At 68.8% G+C, this 14999-nt stretch carries 16 protein-coding genes; 6 read left to right on the top strand and 10 right to left on the bottom strand.

The features are described from left to right. Positions 1–155: 155 nt before the first annotated feature. From era to hrcA, 9 genes are all read right to left on the bottom strand, one after another. A complete protein-coding gene (gene era / locus SREC43747_RS0105340) occupies positions 156–1064 on the bottom strand; it encodes a GTPase Era (protein ID WP_029720122.1) in 909 nt (302 codons plus the stop codon). 59 nt (positions 1065–1123) lie between these two features. Then, complete coding sequence (locus SREC43747_RS0105335) at positions 1124–1489, bottom strand: cytidine deaminase-like protein (protein WP_029720121.1); 366 nt, start codon at positions 1487–1489, stop codon at positions 1124–1126. Further along, positions 1482–2801 (bottom strand): hemolysin family protein, encoded by a 1320-nt coding sequence (locus SREC43747_RS0105330; RefSeq protein WP_162832380.1) that lies wholly within the window; start codon positions 2799–2801, stop codon positions 1482–1484. The genes SREC43747_RS0105335 and SREC43747_RS0105330 overlap by 8 nt, the downstream gene beginning before the upstream one ends. A gap of 17 nt (positions 2802–2818) precedes the next feature. Continuing rightward, entirely contained in the window at positions 2819–3382 is a 564-nt protein-coding gene (gene ybeY / locus SREC43747_RS0105325; RefSeq protein WP_029720119.1) for an rRNA maturation RNase YbeY, read from the bottom strand. Beyond that, on the bottom strand, positions 3379–4446 hold the full coding sequence (locus SREC43747_RS0105320; protein WP_029720118.1) for a PhoH family protein: 1068 nt from the start codon (positions 4444–4446) through the stop codon (positions 3379–3381). The genes ybeY and SREC43747_RS0105320 overlap by 4 nt, the downstream gene beginning before the upstream one ends. Positions 4447–4549: 103 nt before the next feature. Next, a complete protein-coding gene (locus tag SREC43747_RS0105315; protein ID WP_029720117.1) occupies positions 4550–4915 on the bottom strand; it encodes a histidine triad nucleotide-binding protein in 366 nt (121 codons plus the stop codon). 236 nt (positions 4916–5151) lie between these two features. Further along, positions 5152–5928, bottom strand: a complete 777-nt coding sequence (locus SREC43747_RS0105310) for a 16S rRNA (uracil(1498)-N(3))-methyltransferase (RefSeq protein WP_051387718.1) — start codon at positions 5926–5928, stop codon at positions 5152–5154. A 3-nt stretch (positions 5929–5931) separates the two neighbouring features. Then, the gene (gene dnaJ / locus SREC43747_RS0105305) at positions 5932–7104 is read right to left on the bottom strand and encodes a molecular chaperone DnaJ (protein WP_029720115.1); all 1173 of its coding nucleotides are present in this window, start codon (positions 7102–7104) and stop codon (positions 5932–5934) included. A gap of 68 nt (positions 7105–7172) precedes the next feature. Continuing rightward, positions 7173–8195 carry a heat-inducible transcriptional repressor HrcA gene (gene hrcA / locus SREC43747_RS0105300; RefSeq protein ID WP_029720114.1) on the bottom strand — a complete coding sequence of 341 codons (1023 nt, stop codon included), beginning with the start codon at positions 8193–8195 and terminating at the stop codon, positions 7173–7175. A 218-nt stretch (positions 8196–8413) separates the two neighbouring features. Between hrcA and SREC43747_RS21255 the strand changes: the two genes are divergently transcribed. Then, positions 8414–8590, top strand: coding sequence for a hypothetical protein (locus SREC43747_RS21255; RefSeq protein WP_160173025.1), 177 nt, complete (start codon positions 8414–8416; stop codon positions 8588–8590). A 25-nt stretch (positions 8591–8615) separates the two neighbouring features. On the opposite strand, the gene hemW is transcribed toward SREC43747_RS21255, so the two are convergent. Further along, a complete protein-coding gene (gene hemW / locus SREC43747_RS0105290) occupies positions 8616–9845 on the bottom strand; it encodes a radical SAM family heme chaperone HemW (protein WP_029720113.1) in 1230 nt (409 codons plus the stop codon). Between the two features lie 67 nt (positions 9846–9912). On the opposite strand from hemW, the gene SREC43747_RS22275 reads away from it, so the two are divergent. The 5 genes from SREC43747_RS22275 (at position 9913) to SREC43747_RS0105265 (ending at position 14993) form a co-directional block, all read left to right on the top strand. Continuing rightward, entirely contained in the window at positions 9913–10002 is a 90-nt protein-coding gene (locus SREC43747_RS22275) for a putative leader peptide (protein ID WP_330218021.1), read from the top strand. Positions 10003–10111: 109 nt separating this feature from the next. Then, positions 10112–11809: a nitrite/sulfite reductase gene (locus SREC43747_RS0105280; protein ID WP_029720112.1), complete on the top strand. Its 1698-nt coding sequence runs from the start codon at positions 10112–10114 to the stop codon at positions 11807–11809. A gap of 157 nt (positions 11810–11966) precedes the next feature. Next, positions 11967–12689, top strand: a complete 723-nt coding sequence (locus SREC43747_RS0105275) for a phosphoadenylyl-sulfate reductase (protein WP_029720111.1) — start codon at positions 11967–11969, stop codon at positions 12687–12689. Positions 12690–12718: 29 nt separating this feature from the next. Further along, positions 12719–13663, top strand: a complete 945-nt coding sequence (cysD, locus tag SREC43747_RS0105270) for a sulfate adenylyltransferase subunit CysD (protein WP_029720110.1) — start codon at positions 12719–12721, stop codon at positions 13661–13663. 1 nt (position 13664) lies between these two features. After that, positions 13665–14993 (top strand): sulfate adenylyltransferase subunit 1, encoded by a 1329-nt coding sequence (locus SREC43747_RS0105265; RefSeq protein ID WP_029720109.1) that lies wholly within the window; start codon positions 13665–13667, stop codon positions 14991–14993. Positions 14994–14999: the final 6 nt, after the last annotated feature.

The raw sequence follows: 14999 nt of genomic DNA, 5'->3' as shown, positions 1-14999 counted from the left end.
CCGGACGGAGGACCGTAGGGGTTCGTCACGAATGCTCCCTCTTCAAAACGTCCCGAAGTGATGGCACTTTTACGCCAAGTGGACAAACCTCGGGGAACCTTATCGAAGGAACATCACACTGCGGTCCGTTTCCGCAGAATCATGCACATCTGTGATCAGAAACCCAGCTTGCGCAATTGCTTGGGGTCGCGCTGCCAGTCCTTGGCCACCTTCACGTACAGGTCCAGGTAGATCTTGCTGCCCAGCAGCCGCTGGATCTGCTGGCGCGCCTGGGTCCCGACTTCCCGCAGCCGCTGGCCCCCGCGGCCGATGACGATCGCCTTCTGGCTCTGCCGCTCCACGTAGATGACCGCGTGCACGTCGATCAGATCCCGGCGGCCTTCCCGCGGAACCATCTCCTCCACCGAAACGGCCAGCGAGTGCGGCAGCTCGTCCCGGACCCCCTCCAAGGCGGCTTCCCGGATCATCTCGGCCACCAAGGTGGTCTCCGGTTCGTCGGTCAGCTCCCCGTCCGGGTAGAGCTGGGGGCCCTCCGGCAACTGCTTGATCAGCAGGTCGCTCAGCAGGTCGACCTGGAAGTCGTCCACCGCCGACACCGGGATCAGTTCGGTGAAGTCCATGAGCTCCTGCAACGCCAGGAGCTGCTCGGCGACCCGCTGCTTGCCCACCAGGTCGGTCTTGGTGACGATGCCCAGCACCGGGGTGCGGCGGGCGACCCTGGCCAGCTGCTGGGCGATGAACCGGTCACCCGGACCGATCTTCTGGTCCGCCGGCACGCAGAAGCCGATGACGTCCACTTCCGACCACGTCTCGTAGACCAGGTCGTTGAGCCGCCGGCCGAGCAAGGTGCGCGGCCGGTGCAGCCCGGGCGTGTCCACGATGATCAGCTGCGCGTCCGGGCGGTGCACGATGCCGCGGATGGCGTGCCGGGTGGTCTGGGGTTTGCTGGAGGTGATCGCCACCTTCGAACCGACCAGACTGTTCGTCAGCGTCGACTTGCCGGCGTTCGGTCGCCCGACGAAGCAGGCGAAACCGGAGCGGTGGACGTTCTCGGAGCTGGTCACCACACCATTGTGACCAGCTCCGCCGTCAGCCGTGCTCCGGGTGTCCGGGGCGTGCTCGCTCACTGGACCACCACACCGACGACTTCGCCCTTGGCGTTGGACCGCAGCACCGGGGCGCTCTTGCCCAAGTCGCGCACCGCCGCCACGGAGGCGCTGTCCACCTGGTCGGCGTCGGTGCACACGGCAGCCGCCTCGAGCCCTTCCGCCCCGCTGGCCACCGCCGCGGCGATGGCCGCCTGCAGCGCGGTCAGCTGCAGCGACGGCAACGTCACGCTGCACGCCGCGTAGGTGCGCCCGTCGGTGTCCCGCACCGCAGCTCCTTCAGCGGCCCCGGTGCGCGCCCGGGCCGCCCGGGCCAGGGTGACGATCTTGGCGTCTTCCGCGTCGAGGTTCTCCGGAGCGGCCGCTTCGACCTGCTCAGCCACGAGTGTTGATTCCCTCCTGCTCGGCACCGCTCAGCGGTGTCTGGTCCTGATCGATCCGCCGCACCAGAAGCGCGTTGATGCGAATCCGTCCGCGGTGGTCCTTGCCGCCTTCCGCGCGCAACCGCAGCCCGGCTATCTCGGCTTCCGCTCCGGGGAGCGGCACCCGGCCGAGGCGTTGCGCCAGAAGGCCTCCGACAGTTTCCACGTCGGAATCGTCCAGATCCACCCCGAACAGGTCGCCGAGGTCTTCCACCGGGAGTCGAGAGCTGACCCGGACGGTACCGTCCTCCAGCTTCTCCACCGGCCGGTGCTCTTCCTGGTCGGATTCGTCGGTGATCTCGCCGACGATCTCCTCCAGGATGTCTTCGATGGTCAGCAGACCTGCGGTACCACCGTACTCGTCCACCGCGATCGCCAAGTGGTTGCGGGAGAGCTGCATCTCCCGCAGCAGCTCGGCCAGCTGCTTGGTGTCCGGCACGAAGGTGGCCGGGCGCATCAGCTCGAAGACCTGCGGCCCCGGGGTGCCCTTCTCCAGCACCGCTCGGGCCAGGTCCTTGAGGGTGACCACACCCACGATGTCGTCGACGCTCTCCCCGATCACCGGTATCCGGGAGAACCCGGAGCGCAGGGACAGGACCAGCGCCTGCCGGGCGGTTTTGGTCTGCTCGATCCAGATGATCTCGGTGCGGGGCACCATCACCTCTCGGGCGAGGGTGTCCCCCAGGTCGAACACCGAGTGGATCATCTCCCGCTCGCCCGCGGCCACCACGCCGTGCTCACCGGCCAGATCCACCAGTTCGCGCAGCTCGACCTCGGTGGAGAACGGGCCTTCGCGGAGTCCCGGGCCGGGGGTGAGCGCATTGCCGATCAAGATCAGCAAGCGGGTCAGCGGGCTGAGCACCCGCCCCAGCAGGCGCACCGGCGCGGCCGCCTTCAGCCCGATCGCGTAGGGGTGCTGCCGCCCCAGGGTCCGCGGGCCCACCCCGATGAACACGTAGGAGGCGACCAGCATGACCACCACGGCGCCCACCAGCGCCCACGCCTGGGAGTTCGAAAGCCGCAGCGCCAGCAACGTCACCAGCACCGTCGCGCCCAGTTCGCAAGCCAGGCGGAGCAGGAGCAGCAGGTTGATGTGCCGCGGACGGTCGGCGAGCACCTCGGCGAACCGGCGAGCTCCGCTCCGCCCTTCCCGGACCAGTTCTTCCACCCGGGCACGCGATGCCGTGGCGATGGCGGACTCGGAGGCGGCGAACACGCTCGCCGCGAGGATCAGCAACACCGCCCAGATGACCGGAGCGGCTGTACCAGCCAACACCGCTGAATGCTTCCTCAGCTCGCGCCGGGCTGCCCACCCGGCTGTTCCGGTTCCTCCAATCCGGCCGCGCCCAACACCTTCGAGTCGGCGCTGCGCTGCGCGGCCAGGCGTTCAGCTTCTTCCTTCGCCGCCCGGTAGTCCGCGAGGATCCGGTTCTGCAGGGCGAACATCTCCCGCTCTTCCTGCGGCTCGGCGTGGTCGTAGCCGAGCAGGTGCAGCACTCCGTGCACGGTGAGCAGGTGCAGTTCTTCCAGCAGGCCGTGTCCTGCTTTGCGCGCCTGGTCCCGAGCGAAAGCGGGGCAGAGCACGATGTCCCCGAGCAGCTCAGGACCGGCGCCCACCGCGTCGGGGCGGCGGGCGGAGTCGTACTCGTCCATGGGGAACGACATGACGTCGGTCGGCCCCGGCAGGTCCATCCAACGCTCGTGCAGGTCCGCCATCACGTCGAGGTCGACCAGCAGGATCGACAGCTCCGCCATGGGGTTGACACTCATCTTGTCCAGCGCGAACCGGGCGACCGAGACGATGGTCTCCTCGGGAACCGCGACACCGGACTCATTGGCGATTTCGATACTCATGCACGACCTCGTCGCTGTCCGTTGGACCGGTCAGCGGAATTGCTGTGGTCACGTCCGTCTTCCTGCTCGGCATGCCAGCGGTCGTAGGCGTTGACGATGTCGGTGACCAACCGGTGCCGCACCACGTCGCGCGCGCCGAGCTGAGCGAAGTGCACGTCCTCCACGTCGTGCAGGATCTCCTGCACGATCTTCAGCCCGCTGCGCTGACCGCGGGGCAGGTCGACCTGCGTGACGTCCCCGGTGACGACGATTTTGGACCCGAACCCCAACCGGGTCAGGAACATCTTCATCTGCTCCGGCGTGGTGTTCTGGGCCTCGTCCAGGATGATGAAGGCGTCGTTGAGCGTGCGACCCCGCATGTAGGCCAGCGGCGCGATCTCGATCGTGCCGGACTGGGTGAGCCGGGGGACCGACTCCGGGTCGACCATGTCGTGCAGGGCGTCGTACAGCGGACGCAGGTACGGATCGATCTTCTCGTAGAGGGTGCCGGGCAGGAATCCCAGCCTCTCCCCGGCTTCCACCGCGGGCCGGGTGAGGATGATCCGGTTGACCTGCTTGGCCTGCAGCGCCTGCACCGCCTTGGCCATCGCCAGGTACGTCTTGCCGGTACCGGCGGGGCCGATGCCGAACACCACCGTGTGGTTGTCGATGGCGTCGACGTAGCGCTTCTGGTTGAGCGTCTTGGGGCGGATCGTGCGACCGCGCCGGGACACGATGTCGAGGCTGAGCACGTCCGCCGGGGATTCACCACTGTCTGCTGACAACATCGCCACACTGCGGCGGACGGCGTCCGGCGTCACGTTCCCCTTGCTGGCCAAGGTGGTCAGTTCTGCGAACAAGCGTTCCGCGAACGCCACTTCAGCAGAACTGCCGGTCAAGGTCACCTCGTTGCCGCGGACGTGCACATCCGCCTCGAGCAACTCCTCCAGCACCTTGAGGTTCTCGTCCCGGGCGCCCACGAGCGTCAGGACGAGGTCCTCGGGCACAGTCAACTTGGACTGCGCAGTAGCCGTGTTCCTTTGCTCTCCGGACTGGGCGGCGGCTCCACCTGCAATTCCGGCCACGTGTACTTGGGCCTGCCTTCTGCGCTCACGCGCGGGTCGTAGGGTCAGTTCTGCTCATCCCCGATGGTAGAACACACGGCGATTGCTGTGCTGGTCACCGACGTCAGCCCTTGATCGGCCCGCCGGTGAGACCACCGAGCCACTCCCCACCGAGCAGGTGGAGGTGGACGTGGAAGATCGTCTGCCCGGCGTCCTGGTTGGTGTTGAACAGCAGCCGGTAACCCGACTCGGCGATGCCTTCCTGCTCCGCGATCTGGTGCGCGACGGTGACCATCTCGCCCAGCAGCTGCGCGTCGGCCGCGGCGAGCTCGGCGGCGTTGCGGTAGCGCTTCTTCGGGATCACCAACACGTGGGTGGGGGCCTGCGGGTTGATGTCCCGGATGGCGATGACCCGTTCGTTCTCGAAGACGATGTCAGCGGGGATCTCGCGGTCGATGATCCGCAGGAACAGGTTGTCGCTGTCGCTCATGCCTCGAGGCTATCGGACTTCTGCGCGCCGCGATCACCCTGCTGGGCAGCTGTGCCGCAACCGGGCCTGGGGGGTCACCCGGTCACGGCACAGCGAACCGGGCCGAGGGGGAGGAGCCCGGCGAGGGTGGGTCTTCACGCCCCGTGCGGCGCGGCTGGCCAACGACCAGAACCAGCACCCACCCTCTCACGGAGGGTAACTTCTGCTTTCCGGAAAAGTCACGTGCCGATCGGAAATCAGTCCGCGTTCACCGCGGCTTCGCTCCGGCCACCGACCGCCCACCTGTCGGTGAGCACTCCCAGCGCGCCCAGCGCCACCGCGGCCGCGGTCGAAGCGCGCAGCACCGTCGGCCCCAGTCGGACGACCTGTGCCCCGGCGCCGGCCAGCACGTCCAGCTCTTCCTCGCTGACACCGCCCTCCGGGCCGACCACCAGGAGCAGGTCCCCGGAGTCCGGCAACTCGGCGGAGGCCAGCGGCACGTCCGTGGACTCGTGCAGCACCAGGGCGGCATCGGCCCGCCGGACTTCTTCGGCCAACTGCTTGGTGGTGACCGGTTCGGCGACTTCCGGAACCCAGGCCCGCCGGGCCTGCTTGGCCGCTTGGAAGGCGGTGTTGCGCCACCGGGCCAAGGCCTTGGCCCCGCGCGGACCGTCATCCCACTTGGCCACGCAGCGAGCGGCCCGCCAGGGCAGCACGGAATCCACCCCGGCCTCGGTGGCCAGTTCCACCGCCAACTCCCCGCGGTCGCCCTTGATCAGCGCCTGCGCCAGTCGCACCCGCAGCGCGGGCTGCTCGACCTGCCAGGTGTCGGCCACTTCCAGCTGCAAGGAGTCCTTGGCGGCCGACACCACCTGGCACCGGGCCATCCCGCCTCGACCGTCGGACAGCAGCAACTGCTCCCCGGGCCGCAGGCGGCGCACCGTCGCCGCGTGCCTGCCTTCCGGCCCGTCCAAGGTGATCGCGCTTTCGGCGGGCAGCTGCGGAACGGCGAACACCGGTAGCTGTCCGGCCACGGCTCACCGATTCCCGAACGAGCGGAACCGGGCGAACAGGCCCTGGCGGTGGCCGTTCGAGTTGGCGCTCATCGTCGGCTCGGGCTGTTCCTCGCCGCGCAGCGCCGCGAGCTGCCGCAACAGCTCGGCCTGCTGGTCGTCCAGCTTGGTCGGGACCACCACGTTGAGGTGGACGTGCAAGTCGCCGTGCCCGCTGACGCGCCCGTTCGAACGGAGCTTGGGCAACCCGCGGCCGCTGAGCACGAACTCGGTGCCGGGCTGGGTGCCCGGTTCCACCTGCACCTCTTCCCGGCTGCCGTCCAGCAGCTCCAGTTCGAGGACGGTGCCGAGAGCCGCCGCCGTCATCGGGATGTCGACGTTGCAGTGCAGGTCAGCGCCGTCCCGGACGAACCGCTCGTGCGGCTGCTCGTGCACCTCGACGAAGAGGTCGCCAGGAGGCCCACCACCGGGGCCGACCTCGCCTTCACCGGCCAGGCGCACCCGCATGCCGTCGCCGACACCGGCTGGGATCTTGACGGTGATCGTGCGCCGGGCGCGGACTCGGCCGTCTCCCCCGCACTGCTGGCAGGGATCGGTGATCACTTCCCCGTAGCCGTGGCACACCGGGCACGGCCGGGAGGTCATGACCTGGCCGAGGAAGGACCGCTGCACCGACTGGACCTCGCCACGACCACCACAGGTGTCACACGTGGTGGGTGCGGTACCGGGGCTGCAACCGCCACCACCGCAGGAGTCGCACACCACGGCGGTGTCCACGGTGATCTCCCGGTTCACCCCGCTGGCGCACTCCTCCAGGGTGAGCTCGAGCCGCAGCAGAGCGTCCGAACCGGGCTGCACCCGGCTGCGCGGGCCACGGCCGGCGCTGCCGGCGCCCCCGCCGAAGAAGGCGTCCATGATGTCGCTGAGGCCGCCGAAACCCGCGAACGGATCGCCCATCCCGGCGCCAGCCCCACCGCTGTTGTCCAGCGGGTCCCCGCCGAGGTCGACGATCTGCCGCTTCTTCGGGTCGGACAGGACCTCGTAGGCCGTCGTCACTTCCCGGAACCGCTCCTGCGCGTCCTCGTCAGGGTTGACGTCCGGATGCAGTTTCCGGGCGAGCTTCCGGTATGCGCGCTTGATCTGCTCCGGTGTCGCGTCCTTGGACACCCCGAGGATCGCGTAGTAGTCCCTGGCCACCTTCTCCGTACTTCCTCTGCTCGATCACGAGTACCCTGCACGGTTTCGGTACCGCACCGGGAGAACAGTCACCGCCCGACCAGGATCTCACCCACGTAGGAGGCGACCGCGCGCACCGCCGCCATCGTTCCCGGATAGTCCATCCGAGTCGGGCCCACGACTCCCAATCCGCCGAGCACCATGCCCCCGGCACCGTACCCGGTGGACACCACGGACGTCGTCTGCATCTCCTTGGCTTCGTTCTCCATCCCGATCCTGACCTGCACGGTGTTGGCGTCTCGAGCGGTCGTGAGCAGCTTGAGCACCACGACCTGCTCCTCCAGGGCCTCGAGCACTTCGCGCAGCGAGTTCGGGAAGTCTGCGACGTTGCGGGTCAAGTTGGGGGTGCCACCAAGCACCATACGCTCTTCGGGGTGCTCGACCAGGGTTTCCGTGAGCACGCTGCAGATCCTGGTGAGCACGTCCTTCAGCTCGGGCGGCGCCTGCTCCGGCAGGCTGGACACCGCCGCCGAAGCCTCCTCGAAGTGCTTCTCCGCCATCGCGGAGTTCAGCAGATCGCGCAGCCGAGCCAGGTCGTCGTCGTCGATCTCTTCGTCGAGTTCGACCACTCGCTGGTCGATCCGCCCGGTGTTGGCGATCAGCACCAGCAACAGCCGGGAGGAGGTGATGGTGACGACCTCCAGGTGGCGGACCGTAGAACGGGTGAGCGTCGGATACTGCATCACCGCCACGTGCTGGGTCAGCTGGGCCAGCAGGCGCACGCTGCGCCGCAGCACGTCGTCGAGGTCGAGGGCGCCTTCCAAGAACCGCCGGATCGCGCGCCGCTCCGCGGCGGTCAGCGGCTTGATCTCGTGCAGGCGGTCCACGAACATCCGGTAGCCCTTGTCCGTGGGCACTCGACCCGCACTGGTGTGCGGCTGGACGATGAAGCCCTCTTCTTCGAGGGTGGCCATGTCATTGCGCACGGTGGCGCTTGACACTCCGAGGTTGTGGCGATCGACCAGTGCCTTCGAGCCGACAGGCTCCTTGGTGGCGACGTAATCTGCCACGATCGCACGCAGTACCTCGAAGCGGCGCTCCTCGGCGTTCACCCGTGCCACCTCCCTATTTGCCGAGCCCGGTCGAACCGAACCCCGGCTTGGTACCCACCTTCCGAGTTTACGGTTCAACGCTGCCCACCAGCTGTGACCTGCACAAACCGCAAACTCGTGGCCTGCTGTCCCGCGCGCGGCCGGCAGTGGCCCGCGCCACGTGCGGCACCAACCAGGCGGTAACTCAGTCTATCGAGTGTTCAAGCCATCAAATACCCGTGGAAATCCGCAACTTCGGCCGTTCTTCCCACAGCGGAACCGCAGCGCAGCCCGGGGTTCCCGGGGCGGCCACCGCCGTCCGCCGCCTTCCGCGCCCTCCGGTGTTCACCCGGGGGCAGCAGGCGCAACCGCGCAAGAACACCGGTGCGCGTGACCAGGGCACGGCGAACGGGTGAAACGAGATTCACCGGTGGGCGCTGCTCATCCCAGCAGCCGACGCACGACCCCGTCGGCGAGCAGCCTCCCCCGGTCGGTGAGCACGCAGCGGCCAGCCTCCAGGTCCGCGGGCCGCAGCAGCCCGTCGGCCGCGGCTTCCCGGGCCGCCCGTCGAGCGTCGTCGTCGAGGGCTTCGACGCTCAAGCCGGTGCGCAGCCGGAGCTCGAGCATGATCCGTTCCACGTGCCGCTGTTCGGCGTCCAGCACTTCCCGACCGGCCGCCGGCGAGCACCCCTGGCCGAGCAGGGCCGCGTACCTGGCCGGGTGCTTGACGTTCCACCAGCGCACGCCACCGACGTGGCTGTGCGCGCCGGGCCCGGCCCCCCACCAGTCACCGCCTTGCCAGTAGACGAGGTTGTGCCGGCAGCGCGCCTGGGGCCCGCTCGCCCAGTTGGACACCTCGTACCACTGCATGCCGGCCTCGCTCAGCACCGCGTCGACGATCTCGTAGCGGTCGGCGAGCACGTCCTCGTCGGGCATCGGCAGCTCGCCTCGCCGGACCTTGCGGGCCATCGCGGTGCCGTCCTCCACGATCAGCGAATAGGCCGACACGTGGTCGACGCCCGCCTGCAGCACCGCGTCGAGCGAACGTCGCAGGTCGTCATCGCTCTCCCCCGGGGTGCCGTAGATCAGGTCCAGGTTGACGTGCTCGAACCCGGCAGCACGGGCTTCCCGGGCCGCCGCCACCGCTCGCCCCGGCGTGTGCTTGCGGTCCAGCACGCGCAGCACGTGCTCGGCAGCCGACTGCATGCCGAGCGAGACCCGGGTGAACCCCGCGTCGCGGATGCCGGCGAAGAACTCCGGCGAGGTGGATTCGGGGTTGGCTTCGGTTGTGATTTCCGCCTCGGGCGCGAGCCCGAACGTGCCGCGGATCGCGTCCACCACTTCACCGAGCAGCTCGTGGCCGAGCAGCGAAGGGGTCCCGCCGCCGAAGAAGACGGTCTCCGCCTGCGGCAGCTGCTGCCCGTGCTCGGTCAGCACTCGAGCGCCGAGTTCCAGCTCGGCCTTCAGCGCCGTCAGCCAGCTGCCGAAAGTGGCCGATTTGCCCAACTCGTCGGCGGTGTAGGTGTTGAAGTCGCAGTAGCCGCAGCGGGTGGCGCAGAACGGCACGTGCACGTAGATGCCGAACGGCCGGGACCCCAGCTCGCGGAGGGCCTCGGCCGGGAGCCTCCCGTCGGCCGGAGCTGGGTCTGCAGCGGGTGAGGAAGCAACCACGCCTCCACTGTCTCACTATCCGGATGGGGGTGGTCCTGCAGGTCGCGAGCTGGCACTCTTCCGTCCGATGGCTGCGCATTCGATCAACTTGCTGGTGGCTCGCCGCTACGTGGACCTGCTGCGGGTCTCCAGCGCGCTGTGCCGTCCTCTGGCTTAACCCGCCGCCGGTTCAACTGCAATGTCCAGTCGGCGCCGGGCACGCCGACCGTGGATCCAGCAACAACCGCGTCGGTGCTGCCGCGCCCAGTCCCTCCCGGAGGTTCCGGATGGTCCCCCCGACGCAGGCGCCGAGCCGCCCTGTCCGCAAGCGCAAGACCCGCGGGGAAGGACAGTGGGCGCTCGGGTACCGCGAACCGCTCAACGCCAACGAACGGTCCAAGAAGGACGACAACCCGCTGAACGTCCGCCAGCGCATCGAGAACATCTACGCGCACCGCGGTTTCGATTCGATCGACCCCGCTGATCTGCGCGGCCGGTTCCGCTGGTGGGGCCTCTACACCCAGCGGGCCCCGGGCATCCCGGGCGCGCGCACCGGGACCATCGAGCCCGAGGAGCTCGACGACAAGTACTTCATGATGCGGGTGCGGGTGGACGGCGGCGCGCTGACCACCGAGCAGCTGCGCACCATCGGCGAGGTGTCGCAGACCTACGCGCGCAACACCGCCGACATCACCGACCGGCAGAACGTCCAGCTGCACTGGGTGCGGGTGGAGGACGTCCCCGCCATCTGGGAGAAGCTGGAGGCGGTCGGTCTGCACACGACCGAGGCCTGCGGCGACTGCCCCCGCGTGCTCCTCGGCTCGCCGGTGGCCGGGATCGCCGCTGACGAGATCATCGACGCCACTCCGGCGATCAAGGAGATCACCGAGCGCTACATCGGGGACAAGTCGCTGTCCAACTTGCCGCGGAAGTTCAAGACCGCCATCAGCGGTTCTCCGCGCTGGGACACGGTTCCGGAGATCAACGACGTCTCCTTCGTCGGCGTGGAGCACCCCGAGCACGGCCCCGGGTTCGACCTGTGGGTCGGCGGCGGGCTGTCGACCAACCCGAAGCTCGCGGTTCGGCTGGGCGCGTGGGTGCCGTTGGAGGAGGTGCCCGAGGTCTGGCACGCGGTGGTGTCCATCTTCCGGGACTACGGCTACCGGCGGCTGCGGCACCGCGCTCGGTTGAAGTTCCTGGTCAACGACTGGGGGCCGGAGAAGTTCCGGCAGGTGTTGGAGGACGAGTACCTCCACCGCAAGCTCGTCGACGGCCCGGCCCCGCCCACTCCGGAAGGCCCCCGCGACCACCTCGGGGTGCACCCGCAGCGGGACGGCAAGTTCTACGTCGGCGTGAAGTCCGCGGCCGGCCGGGTCAACGGCGCCACGCTGGTGGAGGTGGCCAAGGCGGCCGAGCGGGTCGGCTCGCGCCGGATCCGCACCACGGTGGAGCAGAACCTGCTGGTGCTGGACGTGCCGGAGAACGAGGTGGAGACCCTGGTCTCCGACCTGGCGCAGCTCGGTCTGCACGCCGATCCGTCGCCCTGGCGGCGCGGTGTGATGGCCTGCACCGGCATCGAGTTCTGCAAGTTGGCCATTGTGGAGACCAAGCAGCGCGCCATCGAGCTGATCGAGGACCTGGAGCGGCGGCTGGCCGACATCCAGAGCGATCTGCCGGACCAGATCACCATCAACCTCAACGGCTGCCCCAACGCCTGCGCCCGCACCCAGGTGGCCGACATCGGCTTGAAGGGCCAGATGGTCACCGACGCCGACGGCAACCAGGTCCCCGGTTTCCAGGTGCACCTGGGCGGCGGACTGGCCCTCGACGCCGGGTTCGGCCGCAAGATCCGGGGCCACAAGGTGACTTCCGCAGAACTCGGTGACTACGTGGAACGAGTGGTGCGCCGCTACGTCGAGCAGCGCACCGGGGGAGAACGCTTCGCGCAGTGGGTCGCCCGAGCCGAGGAAGCTGACCTCAAGTGACTCAGAACACCCGCGCTGTGCCGTTCTACTGCCCGTACTGCGGTGATGAAGAACTCACTCCGCAACCGGAGCCGCCCGGCGCGTGGCAGTGCTTAGCGTGTTTGCGAGTGTTCACCGTACGAATGGTCGGACTGGCCCTCGGAGAGAACGGAGAGCGATGACTGCCGACACCACGAACACCGGAGCCCGGCGCAGCGACGAGGAGTTGCGCGCCCTCGTCGAGAGGGCCGCTCCCGAGCTGGCCGAGGCCAGCGCCGAGGAAGCGTTGCGGTGGGCTGCGGAGACCTTCGGCGACAAGCTGATCGTGGCCTCGAACATGCAGGACGCGGTGCTGGTGGACCTCGCCGCCCGCGTCAAGCCCGGGGTGGACGTGCTCTTCCTGGACACTGGCTACCATTTCGCCGAAACCATCGGAACCCGGGATGCCGTGGCGCAGACCTACGACATCAACCTGATCAACGCCGTCCCGGAGCAGACGGTGGCCGAGCAGGACGCCGCCGAGGGTCCGCGGCTGTACGAGCGCGATCCGAACCGCTGCTGCTTCCTGCGCAAGGTCGTGCCGCTGCGGAACACCCTGGCCCGCTACGAGGCGTGGGTGACCGGGTTGCGCCGCGTGGAGGCTCCGACGCGGGCGAACGCGCCGATCGTCGGCTGGGACGAGCGCAACAACCTGATCAAGATCAACCCGCTCGCGGCGTGGACCGACGAGGACATGAACAACTACATCAACGAGCACAACGTGCTGGTGAACCCACTGGTGCCCGCCGGTTACCCGTCGATCGGGTGCCAGCCGTGCACCAGCAAGCCCGCGCCGGGCGCTGATCCGCGCAGCGGCCGTTGGGCAGGCACCGCGAAGACCGAGTGCGGGCTGCACGGTTGAGGGATTCCGCAGGATTGAAGGGAAGCGGCATGAGCACGATCGATTCCGGGATCGAATCGCCGGCGACCAGTGATGCACCACCGCAGCAGGACAACCTCACTGCGCTGGAATCGGAGGCCATCCACATCTTCCGCGAGGTGGCCGGCGAGTTCGACCGCCCGGTGATCCTGTTTTCCGGCGGCAAGGACTCCACCGTGCTGGTGCACCTGGCCCGCAAGGCGTTCTGGCCGGCCCCGGTTCCGTTCCCGCTGCTGCACGTGGACACCGGTCACAACTTCCCCGAGGTGCTGGAGTTCCGGGACAACCTGGTGGCCTCGGCCGGGCTCCGGTTGGTCGTCGCGTCGGTGCAGGAGTACATCGACGACGGTCGCCTGCAGGAGCGCCCGGACGGCACCCGCAACCCGCTGCAGACCACTCCGCTGCTGGACGCGATCCGGGACAACCGCTTCGACGCGGTGTTCGGCGGTGGCCGCCGCGACGAGGAGCGGGCCCGCGCCAAGGAGCGGATCTTCAGCCTGCGCAACGCCTTCGGCCAGTGGGAGCCGCGCCGGCAGCGCCCGGAGCTGTGGAACCTCTACAACGGTCGGCACCGCCCCGGTGAGCACGTCCGGGTGTTCCCGCTGTCGAACTGGACCGAGCTGGACGTCTGGCGCTACATCCAGCGGGAGAAGATCGAGCTGCCGAGCATCTACTACGCGCACAAGCGGAAGGTGTTCCTGCGGGACGGCATGTGGCTGACTTCCGGCCCGTGGGGTGGCCCGCGCGAGGGCGAGACCCTGGTGGAGAAGACCGTCCGCTACCGGACTGTCGGCGACGGCTCCTGCACCGGCGCCGTGGAATCCGAAGCGTACACAGTGGACGAAGTTATTGCTGAAGTCGCGGCCAGCCGGCTGACGGAGCGAGGCGCCACCCGCGCCGACGACCGGTTGTCGGAAGCCGCGATGGAGGACCGCAAGCGGGAAGGCTACTTCTGACATGACCGAGACGACCGCCCGCGTCGCGCCGGAACTCCCGGCGCAGACCGACCTGCTGCGGCTGGCCACCGCCGGTTCCGTCGACGACGGCAAGAGCACCCTGGTCGGCCGGCTGCTGCACGACACCAAGTCGGTGCTGGCCGACCAGCTGGAGTCGGTGCAGCGGGCCAGTGCCGACCGCGGCCTGGAGGCCCCCGACCTGTCGCTGCTGGTGGACGGTCTGCGCGCGGAGCGCGAACAGGGCATCACCATCGACGTGGCTTACCGCTACTTCGCCACGCCGAAGCGGACTTTCGTGCTCGCCGACACCCCGGGGCACGTGCAGTACACCCGGAACACCGTGACCGGCGCCTCCACCGCGCAGCTGGCCGTGCTGCTGGTGGACGCCCGCAACGGCGTGGTGGAGCAGACCCGCCGGCACGCCGCGGTGCTGGCGCTGCTGGGCGTTCCGCGCCTGGTGCTGGCCGTCAACAAGATCGACATGGTGGACTTCGACGAGTCCGTCTACACCAAGATCTCCGAGGACTTCGTCCAGCACGCCGAGGCGCTCGGCTACTCCGACGACGCGGTGGTGACCATCCCGGTTTCCGCGCTGCACGGCGACAACGTCGTGGAGCGCTCGGAGCGCACCCCGTGGTACTCGGGACCGTCCTTGTTGGAGCACTTGGAGACGGTGCCGGTCGCCCCGGACCCGTACACCGCTCCGTTCCGGATGCCGGTGCAGTACGTCATCCGCCCGCGCACTCCGGACTACCCCGACTACCGCGGCTACGCCGGCCAGATCGCCGCTGGTGTGGTGTCCGAAGGCGACGAAGTGGTGGTGCTCCCGTCGGGAGTCCGCACCAAGATCGCCAAGATCGACACCCCGGACGGGGTCTCGGTGCCGAAGGCCGCTTCCGGGCGCTCGGTCACCCTGCTCCTGGAAGACGACATCGACATCACTCGAGGCGATCTCATCGCGGCCGCCGAGTCGGCTCCGGTGCCCACCGACGACATCGACGCCACCGTCTGCTGGTTGGCCGAGAAGCCGCTCAACGCCGGTTCCCGGGTCCTGCTCAAGCACGGCACCCGGACCGTGCAGGCCATGGTCACCGAACTGACGGCCCGCTTCGACGAGCAGCAGCTGTCCAGTGTGGCTTCTCCGGATGCGCTGCAGCTCAACGAAATCGGTCGGGTGCGCCTGCTGACCTCCGAGCCGCTGCCGGTGGACGAGTACTCGGCCAGCCGCCGGACGGGTTCGTTCATCCTCATCGACCCGGCGGACGGCACCCCCCTGGCCGCGGGTCTGGTCGGTGTTCCGCTCGCCGCTCTCGCCGAGGCTTCGAGCTGACCGATC

The sequence above is a fragment of the Saccharopolyspora rectivirgula DSM 43747 genome (assembly GCF_000497205.1).
GTDB classification, from domain to species: domain Bacteria; phylum Actinomycetota; class Actinomycetes; order Mycobacteriales; family Pseudonocardiaceae; genus Saccharopolyspora; species Saccharopolyspora rectivirgula.
The sequence above is the reverse complement of the archived record's forward strand: the minus strand, read 5'-3'. Positions and strand labels throughout refer to the sequence as shown.